This window comes from Sphaerimonospora mesophila (assembly GCF_001417795.1).
In the GTDB taxonomy this organism is placed as follows: domain Bacteria; phylum Actinomycetota; class Actinomycetes; order Streptosporangiales; family Streptosporangiaceae; genus Sphaerimonospora; species Sphaerimonospora mesophila.
In genome coordinates, this window is the sequence record NZ_BCBX01000031.1 from 21,539 (window position 1) to 42,110 (window position 20,572).

Consider the following 20,572-nt stretch of genomic DNA (forward strand, 5'->3'; position numbering starts at 1 on the left):
GGCGACTCCTGCTTTCTCGCGCGGTGACACTCCGAGGCGACACTCCGTGATGACACTCTGCGATGAAACTCTGCGGTGAAACTCTGCGGTGAAATCCTGTGGTGAAACTCTGCGGTGACACGCACGGCGGTCGGCTCATCGGGACGGCGGCTGCTCCTCCTGCCGCAGCTCGGCCAGCACCCTCCCCTGACCGGCGAGCACGTCGGTGAGGATCCGCCGGGCCGCGCGCAGCAGGTCGGCCACGTCGCCGCAGCTCAGTGCATACACCACGGTGGATCCCTCACGGGTGGCCGTCACGAGGCCGGCCCGGCGCAGCACGGCGAGCTGCTGCGACAGGTTCGACGGCTCGACCTCGATGTCCGCGAGCAGATCACGCACCGGCAGCGGGCCGTCCTGGAGCAGTTCGAGCACCCGCACACGCACCGGGTGACCGAGCGTACGGAAGAACTCCGCCTTGACCTGATGGAGGGGTACGGACACGGTCAGCCCCTTAACGACCGGCGGAGCGCGACGCGGCCGATCAGCGGCGGCGCGCCGGACGGTGCTTCTGGCAGCGTGTACCGAAACGGCATGACATGTCCGAAACTCACGAATCCATTATGTGACGAATTGAAGATTTCTTCAAATCGTCAACGTGGACGGGTCTCGGACGGCCGGGCTCCGACGTTCCGGGACACCGTGATCGGCGGCTTCCCGATCCGGGTGGGGCAGAACACCGTCGTCCTGCTGCCAGCGCTGCACCGGCACCCCAAGGCGTGGGACCGGCCGGAGGAGTTCGACATCGACACTGGCTCCCCGAGAACAGGGCGGGGCATCACCCGGCCGCGTACAAGCCGTCGGCAACGGTGAACGGACCTGCATCGGGCGTCAGTTCGCGTCGACCGGGGCACGGCTCGCCCTGGCCGTCGTCCTGCAGCGGTTCGCGATCTCCGACCCCGAGGCCTACCGGATGCGGATCAAGCAGATGCTCACTCTCAAGCCCGACGGCTTCACGATGGACGTCAGAGAGCGCAGTCCGTACGAACGGGGCACGGCGGCGCCGGCCGAGACCGTCGAAGAAGCGCCGACGGAGGTGCTCACCACCGGTGTCGGTCTCACCGTCGTTCGCCAAGAACGATCCGGAGCTGGTCGAGTGGGCGCTGCGCTGCCTACGCGTGCCGCGCGACCAGGTCGTACGGCTGCGCGCCCGCGGCGCGACCCGCCTGCCGGTGGACACGCCGGTGACGGCCGGGCTGCTGCTGTCGGAGTTCGCCGAGTTGCAGGAGGCGGCCACGTGTTCCGACCTGGCGATGCCGGCCGGGGCGACCGAGTGTCCGTGGACCCGGCGGCAGCTCGCCGAGCTGGAGAACGACTACGCCGACGAGATCCTCGCCAAGCGGGTCACCGTGCTCACGCTGCTGGAGCGCTTCCCCGCGATCACGCTGCCGCTGTTCCTGGAGATGGCCGGGCCGATCCGGCCACGCTACTACTCGATCTCCTCCTCGCCGCTGGCCGATCCGCGCCGGGTCCGCATCACGGTCGGCCTGGTGGAGGGGCCGGCCTGGTCGGGCGCCGGTCGCTACCGCGGCATGTGCTCGGCCTACCTCGCCGGGCTCGAGCCCGGCGACGTCTTCTACGGCTACATCAGGGTCGCGGCGCCGCCGTTCCGCCTTCCCGACGATCCGGCGACCCCGGTGATCCTGGTGGGGCCGGGCACCGGATTCGCCCCGCTGCGTGCCTTCCTCGAGGAGCGGGCGCTGACGGGGGCCGCCGGTCCGGCGTAGGTGTTCTGCGGCTGCCGCCATCCCGAGCACGACTGGCTCTACCACGCCGAACTGCGGGAATGGGAGGCATCGGGGGTCGCCCGCGTGCACACGGTGTTCTCCGCGCTCGCCGGTCATCCGTACCGCTTCGTCCAGGACGCGCTCGCCGCGCAGGCCGATCGCGTGTGGGCGCTGCTGGAGGCGGGGGCGTGAGAGTGTCCACGCTCTCCACTGGAAAAGTCTCCGCATGGACTTTGAACACCGCGTCAGGATGGCCGGGAGAAAACTGATTCGTCGTACCCGCCTGTGATGTACTCCAGCCGTCGGACGAACATCGCGTCTATGATTTCTTGTCTCGTCTGCCGCCCTGACTTGGCCTGTTCGACGGCACGCGCCTCACGTTCCTCGAAGAAATCGGTACCGACCTCTCGGACGACTTGTGATTCGCGATAGGCGACAAGAGTGGTGTCGCCGATGCGTCCCAGCTCGACGGTGTCGTCATGAAGGACGGCGAGACCGATCGAGCAGCAGGGGTGATTGTGCAGCCTGGCCGGAGAGATCTCGGCCAGTCGTGTTCGGACATCTCTTCCCACAGCCGTGAAAATATCGTCGCCGGTCATGGAGCCGGCACCAGGACCGATTTTACCCAGACACTGATCGACGAGATCCCTCGGAGAACCGGCCTCCCTCTCGGCTGGGTCACGAGCCTTTCCCGTGACCCGGGCCGGCGAGTGCGCAACGCCGGACTCTGAAATTCGGCCCGCATGCGTAGCTGGCCTCCTCTCTAGGCTTCTGGCGCCAGCCACTAACGGAAAGAGAAACACCACTGAAACGATCCGACCTACGAGCGGTCATCCGTCGATGACCATGATCGGCTCGCCGCTGAACTTATCGATGATCTTTCGCGCTGCCAGCGGTTCTTTCAGCCGGAATTCCACCTTCAGCGGGTAGCCTTCGAGCGAAGTGAATTCCTCCGGCCAGGGGAAGACCGGTGCGCAGTTGTTACGCAACTGGACCGCGATGCTGACCTGGGTGGCAGATTCCTCGGACTCCTTGTCCGTCACCTCGTAACAGGAGGTGCCGTCGGCTTTAGGAGGCCCTATGGTCATTATCGCGACGATGGTCCGCTCGTCACCCGAGACCGTCACCCTGAAAACCTGATCCCAGTACGATTGCCTGCCGCAGCCTGCCAGTAACGCGATCTGGCTGACGAACAGCAGGCATGAAGCGGCAATCCTCGGGACGGGAGCTGACGCATAGGGCCTCGCCATTAGCCGATCTTTCGCTTCTTGATATCTCCGCCGAACGCGTTCACTACAGTTTGGAGGTCAGTGAGACCGTGTTTGCAGGGACGATGCAGTTTCCAGAGGACGGTGTTTGTCATCGGAGGTCTCGGGGTCGATGTAAATGGAGGCGGTGTGGGTTCTGGGGTATGCAGTTTTCGAATCGGCCAGATAGTTGCGTCCGGCTTGAGTAGCAGGATCTGCTGGTCTCTCTTGCATAGGCAGCAGATCCCGGGTAGGTGGTGCCATGGCAAGTAGACCGCACACATCTGTCGTCCTATCCAGTCCGGGTGACCTCGTTACTGAGTATGCCCGGTTCATAATTCGAGTTGTGGTCTGTCCCCCTTGCTGTGGGATAATTAGCCTATAGTGTGATATCAGTCTGTTTTAGGCTGAAAGGGGGATTATTTCATGGTGTGAATCCGGCTGCCGTCCGGCTGCCGTCCAAAACGGCGCGCAGCAGAGATGCCGCCTCATGCCCATGGCGGCGTCCCGCCGGACGGGTGATGGCGCGGGCGGAAACCGTGCAGCGGAGGTCAGGCGCTTTCCTTGTCCTCCAGGCCGACGGCCGACCGCAGCTCGCCGACCTCGCGCCGCTGCTCCTCGTCGTCGTACTCCGCGTTGAGGTGGGTGAGCACCTGGGCCAGGCCCTCGGCGATGGCGTTGAGCTTGTGCTGCACGGCGTCGTTGGCCCGGGTCTGGGTGTTCTGCAGCAACGCGACCAGCAGGAAGGTCACGATCGTGGTGACGGTGTTGATGATCAGCTGCCAGGTGTCCATGTCGCGCAGGACGAAGAACGACGGCGCCCACACCAGCACCAGCGGCACGCACATGACGAAGAACCAGGCCCGGGACACGAACGCCGCGGCGGCGGTGGCGAAGCGGTCGAACGGCGAAAGCCGTGAACCGATGTCGGACGGCATGATGGGGGATGAGGGCTTCGACCCGGACATTCGGCTCCTCCGTAAGCGACGATCGGAAGCCCAGCTATCCAGGGTTCAAGGTCTCAAACGTGTACACACCGCCGCTGACGGCGCACACCGCTCGATTGCTCGGTTAAGATCCACAAAAGACGCGTCTCAGGCGGTGATGGCTGATGGAAAGAGTGCCGGCGGGAGTCGATCCGACTGTTCCGAGTGTGGCCCGAATCTATGACTACCTGCTCGGCGGCAAGGACAACTTCGCCTCCGACCGGGCTGCGGCGGAGAAGCTGATCGAGCTCACGCCGAACGTCCGAGAGGGGGTGCAGGCCAACCGGCGCTTCCTGAGCCGAGCCGTACGGCTCATGTGTGAGAGCGGGATCCGTCAGTTCCTCGACATCGGCACCGGCCTGCCGACCCAGGAGAACGTGCACCAGGTGGCGCTGCGGGTGGCGCCCGAGTCCCGGATCGTGTACGTCGACAACGACCCCATCGTGCTCAGCCACGGGCGCGCCCTGCTTGAGGACAACCCGCAGACCATCGTCGTGGACGGCGACATGCGGAATCCGGAGACCATTCTGGACAACCCCAGGGTCACCGAGCACCTCGACTTCGACAAGCCGGTCGGCCTGCTCATGCTCGCCGTGCTGCACTTCGTCCCCGAGGACGAGGACGCCGAGCGGATCGTGAAGACGCTGCGCGACCGCCTGGCCGTCGGAAGCGGCATGGCGATCAGCCACCTGTCGTACGGCGACCTCGACCCGGAGAAGATCCGCGAGGGCCGCGAGCTCTACAAGAAGACCTCGGCCGGCGCGGTGACGCCTCGCTCGCACGCCGAGATCCTGCGCTTCTTCGACGGGTTCGAGCTGGTCGAGCCGGGACTTGTGCCCACGGAGAACTGGCGTCCCGAGGGGGGGGAGCCCCAGCTTCCCCCTCTCCCCGGTGTCGATGGCTACGCGGGGGTCGGCCTGCTCCGCTGACCCGGGCCCGGCCGGTCAGACGGGGTTCCCGATCCGCTTCGGCGTGTCGGGAACCCCGGCCCGATGGTGATCGTTTGAGGGAAGATCACATCGGTCTGACTGGAGAGAGGAAACCGTGGTCTTCAAACGGATGCTGGGAGCCTTCGGCGTCGGCGCCCCCTCGGTGGACACCGTTCTGGCCACCCCGCGGGTACGGCCGGGCGACCCGCTGCGCGGCGAGGTCCGCCTGGCGGGCGGCGACTTCGACGCCGACATCGAGCACGTCGCCCTCGGTCTGGTCACCCGGATCGAGGCCGAGCACGGCGAGGACGAGCAGACCGGTCTCGTCGAGTTCCTCCGCACCGAGGTCGCCGGGCCGTTCACGCTGCGCGCCGGCGAGCATCGCGCCATCGCCTTTGAGCTCCCCGTCCCGTGGGAGAGCCCGATCACCGAGGTGATGGGCCGGCCGCTGCACGGCATGGTGATGGGCGTGCGCACCGAGCTGGCCATCGCCAAGGCCGTCGACAAGGGCGACCTGGACGCCTTCGAGATCACGCCGCTGCCCGCGCAGGAGGCCGTGCTGCGGGCCTTCGCCCAACTCGGGTTCCACTTCAAGAGCGCCGACCTGGAGATGGGCCACCTCCGCGGGGTCGATCAGCACCTGCCGTTCTACCAGGAGATCGAGTTCTATCCGCCGTCCGACCACGCGGGGCAGGTCGGCGAGGTCGAGCTGACCTTCGCGACCACGCCCGGCGGGATGGACGTCATCCTGGAGGCCGACAGGCGCGGTGGTCGCCACGACTACGGTGGGGACTCCTTCGGTCGCTGGAGCGTCGGCCACGACGAGGCCCTGCATCGGGACTGGGCCGCGGAGATCGGCGGCTGGCTGGCCGCGCTGTCGCGGTACGGCACGGCCGGTGTCCACGACGGCCACGAGCCGTACGGACACCACGAGCAGTACGAGCAGTACGGGCACCAGGTGCATCGGCCGTACGGGGGAGACCACCACGGCGGCGGACCCGGATGGGGCATGGTCGCCGCGGCCGGAGCCGCCGGAGTGGTCGGCGGTCTCGTCGCGGCCGAGGCGATCGACGAGATCGGCGACCTCATCGAGGGCGAGGAGGAAGAGGAAGAGGAGTGGTGAACCCGCCGGGTTCCACCACACTCTGAGCCTCACCCCCGCGCCGGCGGGGCGGGCCTGTCATGCGCCGGCCCGGCCCGCCCCGCCGTACGCCTCCGGAAAGGGTGGTCAGTAGTTCCGGCTGCGCCCGACGTAGACGTCGCGGGCCCGATAGTAGGTGTCCGCGCTCGGGCCCGGTGAGCCGGAAGATCCCTCCATCTGCAGGTTGATGATCAGCCACATCGGCTTGCCCACGAACCCGCGGGCATGGTGCACCGCCTTCCACTGGCCGTCGATGTAGTAGTGGATGTCCACGTCGGTGGCGCTGACCTTGGTGATCCAGGCGCGGTAGTTGTGCCACGATCCCGGCGACGACACGCCCACGATCGTGCTGTCCACGTCCGAGGACGTACGGAACGTGTTGAACCAGTTGCGGTTGTCGCCCTTGAACTCCAGGATGTCGCTCTCCGGCGGCCAACTGTTCACGCCGGTCAGCCAGAACGCCGGCCAGGTGCCCCGGGCCGAGGGAGCCTGGAAATCGCCTTTGACCTCCCAGTTCGGGAACTGGTCGTTGACCACGACCTGATCGCGGGCGTGCACCGCGCCGGAGTGGTAGCGGATCGGCAGGTGCGGGCTGGAACCGCTGGTGCCCTCATTCCAGTTGATGCGGGCGGCCCGCAGCGTCAGCACCCCGCCGGACAGCGAGACGTGGTTGTGGTCGGTGGCCGAGCCGTACATCCGGGCGGAGCCGTTGTGGTCCGAGCCCCAGGGATACAGGTACGCCCATTCGGCGGCGAGCGCGTTGTAGTCGTTGAACGAGGACGGGGCGATGACCGTCTCCCAGGAGGCCGCTGCGCTCGCCGGGGTGAGGGCCGCCATCGCCGGACCGGCGACCGCGATCGCCGCGACGAGACGGAGGAGCGATCTGCGGCGTCTCATCTGTGTCCTCTCCACCCTGTCGGGAACGGATCTGACGAACAGAGTCCGATCGCTGAACGGCATCGGTCAAGACCGTCGCCGTCGGCGTCCCTCTCCCGCGTGCGCCCGGCCAGGTCAGCCGTGATCGGCCGGGTCGGCCGCGTGAAAAGAGCTGAAAACGGCGACGGTACGGCAGACCGCCCGCTGGCGGGTCAGCTCGTCGGCTTCTCGGCGTCCGCCGGGTCGGCCTCACCGTCTCGTCCGCCCAACTCGGCCAGGTCGTGGCCGGTGAGGCGAAGTCCGGCCGCCGCGATGTTCTCGGTCAGGTGGTCGAGCGAACCGGTTCCGGGGATGGGCAGTGTCACGGGTGACCTGGCCAGCAGCCAGGCCAGGGCGACCTGCGCGGTGGTGGCCCCGTGGCGGCCGGCGACATCCCTGAGACGTGCGTGGTCGATCCGTGCCCCGCCGCCTCCGAGCGGGAAATACGGGACATAGGCGATGCCCTCCTGCTCGCACTGGGCGAGTACGCCGGAATCGCCGGTGAAGTGGATGTGGAAATGGTTCTGCACCGCGGCGACCGGGGCGATGGACCGTGCCTCGGCGAGTTGGACGGCGTCGACATTGCTGATGCCGAGGTGCCGGATCAGCCCTTCGCCGCGAAGCTCCGCGAGCGCGGCGAAGCGTTCACCGATCGATTCGCCGCCTGCCGGGCCCATGCCGCCCACTCGCAGGTAGACCAGATCGAGATGGTCCCGCCCGAGGCGGCGCAGATCCTCCTCGACCAGACCGCGTAGTTGACCGGCGGCGGCCTGGCCGGTGGGCACCACGCCGCCCTCGAGGAGCGGACCGACCTTGGTGGCGACCACCAGGTCCTCCGGGTACGGCGACAGCGCTTCGCGGATCAACTCGTGCGCGGAAAGGTCACCGAACCCGTAGAAGCCCGCGGTGTCGATGTGGTTCACGCCGAGCTCCGCGGCCCGGCGCAGCACGGCGATGCCGGCCTCGAAGGTGCGGACGGAGCCGCCGAGGGCGAGCCTCATCGCGCCGAAGCCGAGCCGGTTGACCGGCAGGTCACCGCCCAGAGGGAACTGTCCTGCGGCGGCGGCCGTGGTGGTGGTGTCCATGTTCCTGCTCCTGTTCGTGGACGTATGCGGGTGCGGGTCGAAGTCCAGGTGATGTGGTCAGCCGCGGTAGTGATCGGCCAGCGCGGCGAAGGCGGCCTTGGGTTCCCACGGCATGCCGGGGTAGGCGAGCCCGTGGCCACTGTCGAGGATCTTGACGATCCCGGGGCTCGCCAGATCGAGGTCGATGGCGGGATCACCGCCGGGGCGGTGCGGGAAGTTGTAGAGCGCGAAGAGGAAGACGAAGGCGCTGTCGACGCCCGCGGCGTCGAAGGTCTCCAGCAGCTCACGGAGATAGGCGGCCTGGCCGGCCTCGTCGCGGGCGTACTCGCCGTCCAGCCGGACCGGCGTGCCGTCCTCGTCGTACTCGACGATCTCCAGACAGCGGGCGCCCCGTTCAGCCGCGCCATGGTAGGCGGAGGTGCCGAACTCGGTGATCGCGACCGGTTTTCCCTGCGCGACGAGGGCGCGGACGCCCGCACCGAACTGACCCGCGATCTCGGCCGATCGGTAGAGATCGACGCCGATGATGTCGAAGGGCGCCCAGTCGACGCGCTCGAGCTGGATGGAGGCGTAGGTGATCCGGCCGCCGAACCGTTCGCGCAGGAGCGCCACAGCGTCGCCGAGGAAGTCGTTGACACGTGCGGACAGGTCACCGATCAGCTCGCGCAGGCGGGCCGGGTCCGGCTCGTGCAGCAGCGGCCCGAGACGGTCGTTCTCGGAGTCGCCGGGCAGGAACCCCTTGTTCATCAGGCTCAGCTCGGCGCCGGCGACGAACACGACCTCGGCTCCGCGCAGCCGGACTCGCTCGGCCCGCTCGGCGCAGTCGGCGAACAGCGACAGCGTCTCCTCGGGGGTCAGTTCGAGCGGGTAGGGCGAGAACCAGACCTCCAGGCCGAGGTCGGCGGCGTACGTCGCGGCCAGCTCCAGCCGTTCGGGATCACCGCCGATGACGCGGACGGCGGTGCAGTGCAGGTCGTCACGGATGATCGTCAGCTCGCGCCTGACCACGTCCGGGTCGAAACGCTCACGGGAGATGGCTCCGTTGCGGACGAAGCCGGTGTCGTAGCTGATGCCCTTGGCGCGCATCGATCTGGCCCTTCCTGCCGGGTACGAGGGCCTCAGACTATACAAAAAGTGCGTGTACGCAAGTTTGCGTGCACGCAGGGAATTTGGGACAGTGGGGTGGTGACGGCAAGACGGACGGGGCTACGCGAGCAGAAGAAACAGGCCACCCGGCAGGCGTTGCGCGAGGCGGCATTGCGGCTGGCTCTCGAACGCGGGCCGGACAACGTGCGCGTCGACGACATAGCCGAGGCGGCCGGAGTCTCGCCGAGGACCTACAACAACTACTTCTCCAGCCGGGAACAGGCCATCGTCGCCGCTGTCACCGCCGAACGCGAATCCCGGGTGGCGGCGGCGGTGGCCGCCCGCCCCGCCGGCGTCCGGCTGGCCGACGCCGTCATCGACGCGATCGTGGAGCAGTACACCGATCCCGGTGAACACGATCGCGACGCGCTGCTGTTGATCACTACTCGTCCCGTGCTGCGCGACGCGTTCGTCGATGCCGCCGCCGCGATCGAACATCCCCTGACCGATGCGATCGCCGACCGCCTCGGTGGTTCCGGCCGGGACACCGCCCGCGTGCTCGCGGCGAGCGTGGCCGCCGCCGTCCGGGTCGCCCTCGAACGGTGGACGCGGTGGACGGCCGCCGCGTCCCCTGCCGCCGGTGGGCTCGTCGTGCCGTCCGGCTCGCTACCCGACCTGCTCCGCGCCGCGCTCGCCCCGCTCACCCCCGCCCTCGACGCGGCGGAGGAACGACGGGCGGCCGCGCCGGAGAACTGAGGGGCCGGTGTCCCGACCCGGCAGTCTCTGCCGGTCAGGAGGGGGCGTACCTATGGTGTGACCTTGATGTTGGTCAGACCGGACAGCGCGTTGCGGACGGTGTTCGAGGAGTGCACGACGTTCGGATCGCCCGCGCACTTGGAGGTCGAGGTGATGCGGATGGCGTACATGCCGACACCGCCGAGGTCGGAGGCGTTGTCGCGCCACACGTTGCCGCAGCCGTTGGCGTACGACGGGGTGGTCGCGGGGTTGTGCGTCTCGTAGCCGTTGGCGAAGGTGCCGGGGGAGGCGAAGGACCCCGTGTTGCGTTCGATCACATAGCCGATGCCCTTGACGTCGACCCAGGAGTCGGCCGAGTTCTGGCCGGAGATGCCGGTGCCGTCGAAGGTGTTACCCGAGATGACGCCGTCGAAGGTGCCCTCCTTGACGTCGATGTGCTCGGCGGCGATGTTCGGGCCGAACCGGTTGTCCAGGACCTCGACGCGATCTGAGCGGTCGACGCCGCCGCTGTTGCCGTGGCACGCCCAGTTGGAGTTCGCCGAACCGATGTAGACGCCCTCCCCGTATCCTGCCTGCACCTGGCCGGTGTGCGAGATCCGCGAGTTCCGGATCACGCCGTCCGCCGAGGACCTCCGGAAGTGGACGGCCTCCTCATCGATGTGATGCACGTGGACCCGGTCGATGGTCACATGCGGGGAGTCGTCCAGAATGATCCCCTTCTTGGAGTCCTTGACCGTGAACCCGAACAGGTTCCAGTACGGCGCGGCGTACAGCCAGAGCCCGTATCCGGAGTCCCACCCGCTCGTTGGAGCGGGGCAGGAGGGGCCGGAACCCGAGGGGCCGTCGTTGACCAGGACGGCATCGGCCGGACCGACCAGCGTGATGGGCAACGAGGCCGTCCCCGCGCGCTGGGTGACGAATGAGCCGTGGTACTCCCCGGGGGCCAGCCTGATCGTCTGCCCGGGCCGGGCGGCGGCCAGCGCGCTCCGCAGTTCGGTCGCCGTCGACACGTCGACGACGCCGCTTTCGCTCGGGGAGTGTTGAACGGCCAAGGTGAGGGCGGTGGTGACGGCCGCGGCATCGACCGTCGACGCCGGTGGCCGTGCGTTCGCTCCCGCCGACGGCGCCACTAACGTGATCAACGCTGCGAAGAGCCCTGCGGCGGTGCGCCACTGCACGAACGCCTCCGGAACAGTTAACAAAGTTTCCTGATCTTTCGCAGGCTAAAGGGGCGGGGTGCCCCGCGCAAGACCCAACCTCCACCGGCCCCTGGCGGCTTGCGTATGCGCATCGCGAGGGAGATCGCGCAGAAGTTCGACTCGGACCGGCTCGTGCGAGCGCCTGACTTCAGGTGTCCGCGTCGCTGAGCTGGAACCAGACCACGCGGCCGGTCCCGGTGTCGTGCCAGCCCCAGGCGGTGGCCAGTTGCCGTACCAACCAGAGGCCGCGACCTCCGTCGCTCGGTTGATCCACGAGGTCATCGGGGAGGACCTGGGGTTTGCTCGCGGCTGAGCCGGCGTCGATGACATCGACGTGGAGCGTTCCATCACGGAGGGCGGCGGCGAGGGTGACCTGGCCGCCGGGGCGGGCGGAGTCGGAGTGCCGTACGGCATTCGCGACCAGTTCGGAGGCGAGCAACAGGGCGTCGTCGACGCGGCGGTGGCCGGTGGCGGCCAGCAGGACCCGCAGATAGCGGCGGGCCCTCGGCACGGATGCGGGCTCGCCGGGCAACTCGACCTGCCCGAGCAGATGGAGGGCCTTCATCGCGCCCTCCAGAAGACTCGAACACCCGGTGCGGCCTGCGAGTCGTCTCTTGACGGGGCCTCCGCTGCTCGTGCCACCTGCACGGACTTCGTGGTCGCGGCGAGGCAGGCGGCTTGCGCGGCTCGGGCGGCGTGGGCGGCGGTGGCGATCCGCCCGGCGGCCTCGGGCGTCTCGGTCGCGACGCGTCTGCGGCGGCCCGGGCCCCAGGTGAACATCCAGGTACGGCCCCGCCGTACGGCGGTGACCCGCAGTCGTGACCTGGCATCGGGGAGAGGGATCTCCATGGTCGGCTCGTGGTGCGGCGGGAGCCGTACGACCGAGTCCACCCCGAGATCGTGCAGTTCCCCGGCCAGCCGGATCAGATGGCCCGCCTCCACCCCAACATCCCGCCCTCGCATCTCCCCACCTGCCCTTTTGTCGCTCGTGGCCCGATTTAGCGCGAAGAGTGTCTTGGTCGTCACCCTTCGTGATGAACCTTGATGTTCGACGATGCGGGTGCACGTAGCAAGCGGTTCTGCAAATTTGCTCAGCAGCTTTCTTCTCTGGTTTCGGCAGTGCGGAGCTGCTCCTCACGGCACACTGTGGGGGTTGATTTCGGGGAGGTTGGAGTGGCGACTGGGCGCGGCCCTACTGTTCGACGTAGAAGGCTGGCCGGTGAGCTACGCAGGCTGCGCGAGCGCAAGGAGATGACGCTCGAAGAGGTCGCCGAACGGCTGGGCTGGTCCGCGGCGAAGGTTTCGCGGATCGAGACGGCGCGCGTCGGGATCACGTCGCCGGACCTCACGAAGATGCTCGACCTCTACGAGTTGGACCCGGGCAAGCGGCCTGGCCTGCACGCGCTCGCCAGGACGGCGCGGACCAAGGGCTGGTGGGACGCCTACGCCGAGTCGCTGCCGAGCGACTACGCGACGTACATCCAGCTCGAAGCGGACGCGGCCTTCATCCGGAGCTACGATGCGATGATCGTGCATGGTCTGCTCCAGACGGAAGACTATGCGGGTGAGATCATCCGCTCGGCATTGATGGGCCTGTCGTCTCCAGGCGAGGTTGAGCGTCGTGTCGAAGTCCGGATGACCCGCCAGAACCTCCTACTGAGGGAGGAGAGTCCGCTACGGTTCTGGAATGTGATCGACGAGGCGGCGCTCACCCGCAGGGTCGGCTCCGCTGCCGTAATGCGCGGACAGTACGCCAAGCTGCGTGAGTTCGCAGATCGGGACAACGTGACGATCCAGGTGCTGCCCTCCGCGAACGCCACTCACCCGGCCACCGCCGGAACCTTTGCTGTCCTGGAGTTTCGCGAGTCTTACGAGCCGGATGTCGCTTACGTCGAGACCATGACAAGTATCTTGTATGTGGAGAGCGATGCCGAGCTGTATCGATATACGCTTGCCTTTGACCATCTGCGAGCGATGGCTCTGGGCCCTGACGAGTCAAAGAAGCTGATCATGCGGCTGACCGAGCAGTTCCTCTGAGTAATCGTGCCTGGCAGAAAGCACAGGAGGCCCCGAAGTGGACTTCTCCCGCATTGCATGGCGGAAGAGCCGACGTAGCGGTGATGGCCCGAATTGTGTGGAGGTAGGTGTCTGGTGCAAGAGCAGTCGCAGCGCCGATGGATCGAATTGCGTTGAGGTAGCGATCAGCGACGCCGGCCAGGCCGGAGTCGAGCACAAGGCGGACGCAGAGCGGCTGTACCTGCTACGCGACTCCAAGGACCCCAACGGCGCGGTCCTGGCCTTCACTCCCGGTGAATGGGACGCCTTCATCGGCGGCGTCAAAGACGGCGAGTTCGACGACCTCGCCTGACGCCTTGTCCACCCGTCGAGCTTCCCAGCATTGGGACGAGTCTGAGCTGAGGCCCGCCGGTGCTGTGATCGTGTAGATGAGCGACGTCACGGAATCTACCCCGACGTTCAGCGAAACGGGTCATGCCCGACTCGGAAACTGAGGGTCAGCGGTCAACGGAGGCTCAGGGGGGAGAGGTGTGCTCGTATGCGGCCATGACAAAATCGGGAACCGGTTCATCGGGGGCTAACTGGATTCCATGGGCAAGTGCCCACTGGCGGACTGCTGCGAGGTCCGGCTGGAGGTTCGTACTGGCGTTCGGAGCCATTAGCAGGTTGAGGAACTCCTCCACGCTCGGTACGACGGTTGCTTGATCTTGCCGAGTCGGAGGATCCTCCCACAGGGGGATCTGCGGCATACCCTCAGCGCTCCTTGCCAGTCGTAATATTCAATCGTCCTCAAACATTCGAGCATTGATAACTGCAAACACATCAAATATTGTCAAGCCTTATAGGCAACTTCGGCCTCGCTGGTCAAAGCGAGCCCCGTTTCACAGTATATAGAAACCGAGAGGGGTGCGCTCCTATCGGTTATCTGCTCGAACGGGGGGTGTAGGGATGGCCAGGGTGTGCGCGGTTGTAATGGTAGACGATGTGAGCAGGGATTTCCTTATCCGTCTCGAACTCGTACCGATGTACGCGCGCCCAACGAACCACGTCCAGATAGTGTGGGTCGTTATCATGGAGTTGCTGTTTTTCGGCATGCGAGGCCTTCCAGGCTGCTTGAAGGGCAGCCTTCTCGATAATCTCCACCCGCCTTGGTGTCCTTCCGGGCAAGTGAAGTTCGGTGAGGACGTCGTCGAGGAGCGCGTCGTATGTCTGCGCACGACCTTCGCCGACCAGCCGCTGGATGAGCCCAACCAACTCCTCTTGGCAATAGTCAGTAATCGGCCGGTTGCCGATCTGTGGACGCCGAACTTGTGACGTTGAGACCCGGCCAGCTGCATCTGCCAGCGGAGCACGCTGTGCGATCTCGCGCGCGGCTCCTTCAGCGTCCTTGAGCAGATGGGTGGTTTGATTCGGAGGTTCACCCCACACGAATCTGAGGTTGGCCAATGAGATCTCGATCCGTCCGCCCGTTCGTAGCACGGCATGTTTGGGCGATCGGATAATCAGCACAGGCTCGTGTATGGACAGTTCGCTCTCGACGCCAAGCAGGGACAGGGCATCGCGGAGCTCATGGAGGCAGTCACGATCCTCCCCGCCTCGTGATCGGCGCGCGCGCGTATCGGGAGCAACAGTTCCGGTCTGTGAATCTTTCATCGACATGTCGGTACTCTGCCGTACGGGACGTTGATCCTTACTTACCGAACTACGAGTGCCCTCCATGGGGGCTTGTACCGTCCGTACGGCGGCATAGATCCGCTGGAGATCCGATACCGGCGTTTTGCGGGGAGGAGCAAGTTCGTCGAGGATTCGCTGAACGATTTTTCGAGGGATCGGCTCAGTACCCTCGCGGATAACCCACCGCACAACCTGCTCCAGTTGCTCGTCGCTGAAAGCGGCGATCATGTGTTTCCGCGGAACTGGAAACCCATCGTGAGCTTGAGCGAGGAGCGTGGCATCAGTGCCCGCGTGGTCTTTCGGCTTGGTCAGAGGGGTGTGGCGGACTTGTCCAGAAACAGCGCGCAGGTAGGCATGCACCACGTGTTCCGGGAGACGCCCACGCGACGCCACGCCGTAGCCGTTGGCGCGAGCCCACTGGCGTATTTCGGACGGATCAAGGTCACTGTCTTCGCTCGGAAGGTCATTCGTACCGACCTCGTTCGAGCGTGATAGAGCTCTGAAGAGATCGTCGAGCGACGGTGCGAGCCCGGACTGGTCTCTGCCGGCCTCGGGAGCTCGGCTGAGATTACGAGACGTCTCCAGGTGTGGAAGGGACTCGCCTGGCCGCGCCTGGGTCTCCTCCTCATCGACATGGGCGAGGGTCTGGCTTGGAGAAGGGATGCCCGAAGGAACGGCATCCTTGACGGCAGTGTCGTCGGGTTCTTTCGGACAGCTGCTTCCTCCGGCGTTCGGTTCGAGCACGCTGATGTCAGTTCGTGCGCCGATGACACCTTCGACAGCTTGCGCAGCGGGCGTCCGGTCGAGTTCATCGGCAAACTGCCTCTGAACTTTGGAGGGCTGACCATCAGCCCGCCGTTCTTCCTCAGAATCAACTACTTCAAGCACCGGCAGCGATTCAGAGCCGGAGCTGAGGACAACATCCGGCTGAGGATCTTCATCGACCTCGCCGAAGTCACCCGCCATTGGCGATGGTGCAGCTACGTGCTCTGACCTGCTAGTGACTGATTCCACAATCCTTGAATTCTGATCATCGCCTGGCTCAATCCCAAGCTCAGCCAGAAGGGGCCAGAGAGAGGCCATCGCGGCCTCAGGGTTGCGGTAGAAGGCGCTACCTCGGACACGCCAGAATCGCCATCCCAGCCGTTCGAGGATGGTCTGACGGCGAAGGTCGCTCTCCCACTGATCAGGGCCGTGGTACTTGTCGCCATCACACTCGATGGCGAGCTTCCGGCCATCACCGTGGACGACGAGATCGATGCGCAGGCTCCCTACGGGGTACTGCGGTGTAACACGATAACCCCGTGCCACGAGCGTACGCAGTACGCGCCGCTCGAAGTCGGAGTCGCAGCGCTCCTCAACGCTTTCGACGATGTTTCGTGACAGATGCTGATCAGAGCAGTACCGGATCAACGCGGCACGCTGGTCATCGGGATGGAGCTGTTCGGGCCGGACACTGTGAAAGACCCACATCTGATCCTTGGCGCGGCTGGCGGCCACATTGAGTCGCTGCTCATACGTCTTCGTCGTGAATGCAGCCCTGTTGTTGTCGTCGGCGACGACACTGACGAAGATGACGTCACGCTCATCACCCTGAAAGCTATAGGAGTCACCGCAGCGCAACTGCCGCTTTTCGTACTTTTCCGGACCGAGCTTGTGCAGCAGTCGCTGGTCGATGTACTGCGCCTGCCGGCTGCTGCCAAGCAGGGAAATGACACCGAAAGTACGGTCGGCATAGGCGGGATCGTCACAGCAGCCCACGATCTGATTGACGATGGAGTCGGCCTCGATCTGATTGATCTCACCGAAGTTGGTGCTGCACCGTACGCCATCAGGGATGTAGACCGCTCGTACGGCGGGACCGGGAAGCGGCTGCGAGGACTCCTCACGCAGCGGCTGGATCTCCCCGCCGTAGTACAACTGAGAGGAGAACTCGATAATGCTCGGGAGGCAACGGAAGTGCTCGCGAAGCCGAACTACGCCCGGGAAGAGACGGGTTGAGGCGTCGTAGAGGCTGGATTCCATGTCCAGCAGAAGGGCGTTGGGGAAGTCCTTCAGATGTGCATGGACCAGTTCATCCACGCGGGCTCGGTTGATACCGACGGCGGAGGGGCTGATCTGCTTGTCGTCGCCAACCACGACCACCTTATGGCCGAGTCCGAGCAGACCGAGCGCGAACACATCGCACTGGCTGCTTTCATCGATGATGACCACGTCGAAAGGCGGCGCGCCGGACGGGTCGAAAGACTCCGCGACCCGGTAGTACGGCATGATCCAGACCGGGACGGCGCTCATGGCCTGAGGCATGAGCCGCTGCGCCTCAGCGCGCCACTTGTTAGCCCGTGCGGTGGTGCCACGGCCGATCCGGCGCAGTGTCTGCAGCCAGCCCACCAGGGCCTGTCGCTCGGTGTCGCCGAGGTTGCGCTTGGTCGCCAGCCAGGCCGATCGGCGAGTCAGTTCCAGAGTGATCTTGCGGAGTTCCTCCTGAGCGAGGGCGAGTCGCCGCTGTATCTCCTCGGTGTCGTTGGCCTTGAGTAGCTGCGACAGCCAAGTATCCGCCTGCCGCCACTGCCACATCTCGGCGATCTCAGACGGATCGCCGCACTTGTCGGTATCGCCGCCGGTCTCCCTGACCAGCTGTGCCCACTGAGGAGCAACTGCAGCTACACGCTGGCTGAGCTCGTTCAGCCGAACCGCCTCAGGGCAGAGCGCGCGCAGTCGTACGGCATTCGCCAGAGCTGCGTCCCATCGTTGCCAGTCGCCGCCAGCCAGTGCCGTGGCGAGCTCTGTCCATAGCGGTGAGGCGTTGGGCACCTGCCTGCCCGCGGTCAAGGTGGCCGTCAATTGCTCCGTCTCAGCCAGCAGGGCCCTCTGGCGAGCGCGGGTGCGCAGTCCGGACAGCACGTCGACGACCTTGTTCAGGTCGGCAGAGGTGGGTCGGAACGGCAGCAAGTTTGGCGCGAGAGTCTCGCGGAGCTTGACCCGCAAGCCCGGCCAGCCCTGCGACTCCCATTCGATCGCGTTCAAGATCTCCTGAGCACGGGCCTCGAGCCATGTTTCCAGCGCAGAGAGCCCTGAGTGTACGGCTGGCGCCCCGATCGCAGGAACGATTTCACCCATCCACAGCTGAGCCGCAGACTCACGGACGCGCTGCAGCTCTATCCAGGCCAGGGTGCGATCGATATCCTGAACTGTTTCCGGTTCGCGGCCGTCGATCGAGAGACCCTTTACGAACTGCGCTAACCGTCGCTGCAATAGGGAAGAAATGCGCTTGCCCTCCTGGAAGCGCTGCCGGACCTGGCCGAGCAACTCGAACGTCTCCCTGGGGGAGTAGCCTTCAGGCATGACCACCCGGGCGCCCGACGCCGTACTCCGCAATTGCGCGCACTTAGCAGCGTCGTCCTGAAGAGATTGGGCGTGACGAGCCCACAGATCACGCCACTGCTGAGACTGACTGACCTGGATCCGGAGCTGGGTTAGCCAATCGGACTCCAGGGAAGCCAGGTGGTCGCGAGCTTGGCTGGCCTCGTCGATGAATGCCGACAGCTGGCTCTCGCTCAGGCGGTCAACCGCCGACCACGTGGTGATGTGCCTTTCGTGATCAGAGAGCTCCTTGCCTACATCCGCCAGTGCCTGGTCGCGACGGGCAAGTTCCTCCCCACTAGGGAACTTCTCCGGCGTCGGCAGACTCTGGGTAGAGGCGATAGCGTCTTCGGCCCTGATATGGCGGGCCAACGCAAACAGCTCCCCGGCTTCTTGAGGGCTGAGTGGGCTGAGCGTGTCCACCTCGATTGCATCGGGAATAAGACCCAGTGCGGTCTGGTGAAGGGCGAGCCACTCGGCAAGTTCAGCGGCACGGCGACGCTGACCGGTAAGTGTTAGCTCCGCTTGTTCCTGCGCAAGTGAGTCTGTCAGCCGCTTGCGGAGCTGAAGCACGTCGGTCTCGGTTGCCTGGAGCTTGCCTTGGAGCGAGGCGATGAGAGCTGCTTCCCGCCGTTCGTCGACGAGGTCGGCTGCCTCGGTGATTGCGTTCACCGAGCGCTGGAGAGCCGTCATGTCCGCTGCCGAGGAGCCAAGGACGGCCAGGGACAGGTCGCGGAGCTCGGCCGGGATCTTGTCTCGCAGCACAGCGAGTGCCTGATCCTTATACGCGGTGACCAGGACGCGCTTGCCATGGGCGACCAGATGTGCGATCAGATTGGCGATGGTGTGGCTCTTACCAGTGCCGGGCGGCCCCTGAACCGTGACGCCGCTGTGGGTGGCGAGTTTCCTGGCGATCTGTTCCTGTTGTTCGTTGGCTGCTAGCGGGAGAAGCAGCCGCTCGGCGACCCGCGACCAATCCTGGGCGGTCTCCTGAAGAACTCGCTGTGCTTCGCTTTCACCGGCGGCCAGGGCGACCACCGGGGCAGGCAACTGCTGGCCAGCTACGGCCATCTGCTTAAGTCGGTCGAAGAACTGTATGAACATCACGCGGCGCTTGCGGACGAAGAGCCGCCACGTGGGCGTGATGACCGGTATACGATTCGTGTCGGGGAGATCACCACCACTGGCGAGCTGGGCATCCAGGCCCAACGGCGCGAGCAGCTTCCTACTGACCGCGTGGAGAGCTCCGTCTGACCAGATCTCAAGGCCCTCCTGACGGAGTTCTTCGCTGATCTTGATGAGCTCCGCCATGTTAGGAGTGCCTATGCCTTGCAGGCACTCGAGTTCCAGGGCGGGTAGACCTTCGGGGACGACAGTGAGTTCACCGCTGTCCTCATCGAAGTTGATCCGCACACGTGTGATTAGCAATGGATGGCAGATACGGTGAACATCCTGCTTCCAGCCCAGAACGGCGTGACCCCAGATGAGCTCATGTGTGGCTTCGTCGGACCGCAGCCGTTGCCTGAGGCGGAACAGCGTCTCGTAAAGGTTCCGTGCCCGGGCGGTGGGCGTGGCCTTCTCGGCCCATGGCTCCCAGACGCGGGTGACCCAATCCTCAAAGGCAGCCTTGCCCGGGTGCTCTGTGGTGAGGACGGGCCGCCGGAGAGGGTTGTCGCGGTTTTCCAGCTCTTCAGCCCAGCTTATGTATGGGGGGAGCGCCGGCGCGATCGGCTTGGAGATCTTTGGAACGCGCAGCCAGGCGTCGCCAGCGGCAAGGCCCACGCGGACTGCCGGATGGATGGGGACGTCCTGAGGAGCGGCGACGATGTCGTGATCGGCCACGTGGCGGACGGGCTTGGCGTGGACCTCCTGGGCCAACGAGCTGAGATAGTCGTACAGCCGCGTCACTCGCTGTCGAATCTCCACTCCATGTGCCACGGACACTCCTGAATCGCAATGTTCCAACGTGATACATGAGGCATACACGAGAATCAGACAACTCGCCACGTGCTACCTGTGGCTTGTCCACAGCCTCGTAGCGCACTGCCTGGCCAAGTGCTGGCGGCGGAGGCGAGGCTTGAGGGATACAAGTGGCAAGGGAACAACCATGAAGGCCTTCACCCGACTCTTATGGTTTTTTTATGGTTTCTTAACCAATCGCCGGGGCTTGAAGATCATTTATCCCGGTTCTCGGTCCCACTCTGTAGATCGGTGGGTGCCTCGCATCGCAGGAAGTACCTGACAGCGCCAGGGCCGGAGGTCCCTGTGGAACTGGGACAGGCCGGTGAAGGCTGGCGGCGGGAAGCAACACTTACCTCGGGCTTTCGCGGCGAATTTGAGCGGGCTTGATCGTTTACATGAGAAAAGTGCCTTTGAGCTGGGAGGATGGGGCTTGTCTAAGGTCCTGTTCGC

The 20,572-nt window shown here is 65.5% G+C and carries 19 protein-coding genes and 1 pseudogene; 9 read left to right on the forward strand and 11 right to left on the reverse strand.

The features are described 5' to 3' along the window. Nucleotides 1-135: 135 nt before the first annotated feature. Nucleotides 136-480 carry an ArsR/SmtB family transcription factor gene (locus AP234_RS04460; RefSeq protein ID WP_055478276.1) on the reverse strand — a complete coding sequence of 115 codons (345 nt, stop codon included), beginning with the start codon at nucleotides 478-480 and terminating at the stop codon, nucleotides 136-138. A 129-nt stretch (nucleotides 481-609) separates the two neighbouring features. Here AP234_RS04460 and AP234_RS37775 point away from each other — a divergent pair, with 129 nt between their 5' ends. The 4 genes and pseudogenes from AP234_RS37775 (at nucleotide 610) to AP234_RS38375 (ending at nucleotide 1,955) form a co-directional block, all read left to right on the forward strand. Further along, nucleotides 610-849 carry a cytochrome P450 gene (locus AP234_RS37775; protein WP_200926228.1) on the forward strand — a complete coding sequence of 80 codons (240 nt, stop codon included), beginning with the start codon at nucleotides 610-612 and terminating at the stop codon, nucleotides 847-849. 10 nt (nucleotides 850-859) lie between these two features. Then, nucleotides 860-925 (forward strand): annotated as a pseudogene (locus tag AP234_RS39380) (hypothetical protein); the annotation flags it as partial. 160 nt (nucleotides 926-1,085) lie between these two features. Then, the gene (locus AP234_RS38370; RefSeq protein WP_055478277.1) at nucleotides 1,086-1,763 is read left to right on the forward strand and encodes a hypothetical protein; all 678 of its coding nucleotides are present in this window, start codon (nucleotides 1,086-1,088) and stop codon (nucleotides 1,761-1,763) included. Then, nucleotides 1,764-1,955, forward strand: coding sequence for a hypothetical protein (locus AP234_RS38375; RefSeq protein ID WP_055478278.1), 192 nt, complete (start codon nucleotides 1,764-1,766; stop codon nucleotides 1,953-1,955). A gap of 53 nt (nucleotides 1,956-2,008) precedes the next feature. Here the strand turns inward: AP234_RS38375 and AP234_RS04475 are convergent, their stop codons facing one another. The 3 genes from AP234_RS04475 to AP234_RS04485 form a co-directional block, all read right to left on the reverse strand. Continuing rightward, nucleotides 2,009-2,362 carry a hypothetical protein gene (locus AP234_RS04475; RefSeq protein ID WP_152990243.1) on the reverse strand — a complete coding sequence of 118 codons (354 nt, stop codon included), beginning with the start codon at nucleotides 2,360-2,362 and terminating at the stop codon, nucleotides 2,009-2,011. 231 nt (nucleotides 2,363-2,593) lie between these two features. Further along, entirely contained in the window at nucleotides 2,594-3,013 is a 420-nt protein-coding gene (locus AP234_RS35895; RefSeq protein ID WP_152990244.1) for a hypothetical protein, read from the reverse strand. A gap of 548 nt (nucleotides 3,014-3,561) precedes the next feature. Continuing rightward, on the reverse strand, nucleotides 3,562-3,978 hold the full coding sequence (locus AP234_RS04485) for a low affinity iron permease family protein (RefSeq protein WP_055478281.1): 417 nt from the start codon (nucleotides 3,976-3,978) through the stop codon (nucleotides 3,562-3,564). Between the two features lie 143 nt (nucleotides 3,979-4,121). On the opposite strand from AP234_RS04485, the gene AP234_RS04490 reads away from it, so the two are divergent. Then, complete coding sequence (locus tag AP234_RS04490) at nucleotides 4,122-4,925, forward strand: SAM-dependent methyltransferase (RefSeq protein ID WP_055478282.1); 804 nt, start codon at nucleotides 4,122-4,124, stop codon at nucleotides 4,923-4,925. Between the two features lie 115 nt (nucleotides 4,926-5,040). Next, nucleotides 5,041-6,048: a sporulation protein gene (locus AP234_RS04495; RefSeq protein WP_055478283.1), complete on the forward strand. Its 1,008-nt coding sequence runs from the start codon at nucleotides 5,041-5,043 to the stop codon at nucleotides 6,046-6,048. Between the two features lie 105 nt (nucleotides 6,049-6,153). Here AP234_RS04495 and AP234_RS04500 read toward each other — a convergent pair whose 3' ends face one another. From AP234_RS04500 to AP234_RS04510, 3 genes are all read right to left on the reverse strand, one after another. Next, entirely contained in the window at nucleotides 6,154-6,963 is an 810-nt protein-coding gene (locus tag AP234_RS04500; RefSeq protein WP_055478796.1) for a family 16 glycosylhydrolase, read from the reverse strand. A gap of 191 nt (nucleotides 6,964-7,154) precedes the next feature. Continuing rightward, on the reverse strand, nucleotides 7,155-8,066 hold the full coding sequence (locus AP234_RS04505) for an aldo/keto reductase (protein WP_055478284.1): 912 nt from the start codon (nucleotides 8,064-8,066) through the stop codon (nucleotides 7,155-7,157). A 57-nt stretch (nucleotides 8,067-8,123) separates the two neighbouring features. Next, a complete protein-coding gene (locus tag AP234_RS04510; protein ID WP_200926265.1) occupies nucleotides 8,124-9,137 on the reverse strand; it encodes a hypothetical protein in 1,014 nt (337 codons plus the stop codon). 114 nt (nucleotides 9,138-9,251) lie between these two features. Between AP234_RS04510 and AP234_RS04515 the strand changes: the two genes are divergently transcribed. Beyond that, nucleotides 9,252-9,908: a TetR/AcrR family transcriptional regulator gene (locus AP234_RS04515; RefSeq protein ID WP_055478797.1), complete on the forward strand. Its 657-nt coding sequence runs from the start codon at nucleotides 9,252-9,254 to the stop codon at nucleotides 9,906-9,908. A 50-nt stretch (nucleotides 9,909-9,958) separates the two neighbouring features. Here the strand turns inward: AP234_RS04515 and AP234_RS04520 are convergent, their stop codons facing one another. From AP234_RS04520 to AP234_RS04530, 3 genes are all read right to left on the reverse strand, one after another. Beyond that, nucleotides 9,959-10,960 carry a right-handed parallel beta-helix repeat-containing protein gene (locus AP234_RS04520; protein ID WP_235557959.1) on the reverse strand — a complete coding sequence of 334 codons (1,002 nt, stop codon included), beginning with the start codon at nucleotides 10,958-10,960 and terminating at the stop codon, nucleotides 9,959-9,961. A 295-nt stretch (nucleotides 10,961-11,255) separates the two neighbouring features. Continuing rightward, nucleotides 11,256-11,672 (reverse strand): ATP-binding protein, encoded by a 417-nt coding sequence (locus tag AP234_RS04525; protein ID WP_055478286.1) that lies wholly within the window; start codon nucleotides 11,670-11,672, stop codon nucleotides 11,256-11,258. After that, a complete protein-coding gene (locus AP234_RS04530) occupies nucleotides 11,669-12,070 on the reverse strand; it encodes a hypothetical protein (protein ID WP_152990246.1) in 402 nt (133 codons plus the stop codon). Before AP234_RS04530 ends, AP234_RS04525 begins: the two co-directional genes overlap by 4 nt. Nucleotides 12,071-12,280: 210 nt before the next feature. On the opposite strand from AP234_RS04530, the gene AP234_RS04535 reads away from it, so the two are divergent. Together AP234_RS04535 and AP234_RS04540 are read left to right on the forward strand one after the other, a co-directional pair. After that, a complete protein-coding gene (locus AP234_RS04535; RefSeq protein ID WP_055478288.1) occupies nucleotides 12,281-13,144 on the forward strand; it encodes a helix-turn-helix domain-containing protein in 864 nt (287 codons plus the stop codon). A gap of 97 nt (nucleotides 13,145-13,241) precedes the next feature. Continuing rightward, the gene (locus tag AP234_RS04540) at nucleotides 13,242-13,475 is read left to right on the forward strand and encodes a DUF397 domain-containing protein (protein ID WP_055478289.1); all 234 of its coding nucleotides are present in this window, start codon (nucleotides 13,242-13,244) and stop codon (nucleotides 13,473-13,475) included. A 569-nt stretch (nucleotides 13,476-14,044) separates the two neighbouring features. Here the strand turns inward: AP234_RS04540 and AP234_RS04545 are convergent. Then, nucleotides 14,045-20,068 (reverse strand): AAA domain-containing protein, encoded by a 6,024-nt coding sequence (locus tag AP234_RS04545; protein WP_055478290.1) that lies wholly within the window; start codon nucleotides 20,066-20,068, stop codon nucleotides 14,045-14,047. Between the last annotated feature and the right edge of the window lie 504 nt (nucleotides 20,069-20,572).

Bases quoted from the DNA above. Each gene is read 5' to 3' on its own strand.
- AP234_RS04490 (WP_055478282.1), top strand. From the start codon at position 4,122: ATGGAAAGAGTGCCGGCGGGAGTCGATCCGACTGTTCCGAGTGTGGCC.
- AP234_RS04500 (WP_055478796.1), bottom strand. From the start codon at position 6,963: ATGAGACGCCGCAGATCGCTCCTCCGTCTCGTCGCGGCGATCGCGGTC.
- AP234_RS04475 (WP_152990243.1), bottom strand. From the start codon at position 2,362: ATGACCGGCGACGATATTTTCACGGCTGTGGGAAGAGATGTCCGAACA.
- AP234_RS04530 (WP_152990246.1), bottom strand. From the start codon at position 12,070: ATGCGAGGGCGGGATGTTGGGGTGGAGGCGGGCCATCTGATCCGGCTG.
- AP234_RS04485 (WP_055478281.1), bottom strand. From the start codon at position 3,978: ATGTCCGGGTCGAAGCCCTCATCCCCCATCATGCCGTCCGACATCGGT.
- AP234_RS35895 (WP_152990244.1), bottom strand. From the start codon at position 3,013: ATGGCGAGGCCCTATGCGTCAGCTCCCGTCCCGAGGATTGCCGCTTCA.
- AP234_RS04525 (WP_055478286.1), bottom strand. From the start codon at position 11,672: ATGAAGGCCCTCCATCTGCTCGGGCAGGTCGAGTTGCCCGGCGAGCCC.
- AP234_RS04505 (WP_055478284.1), bottom strand. From the start codon at position 8,066: ATGGACACCACCACCACGGCCGCCGCCGCAGGACAGTTCCCTCTGGGC.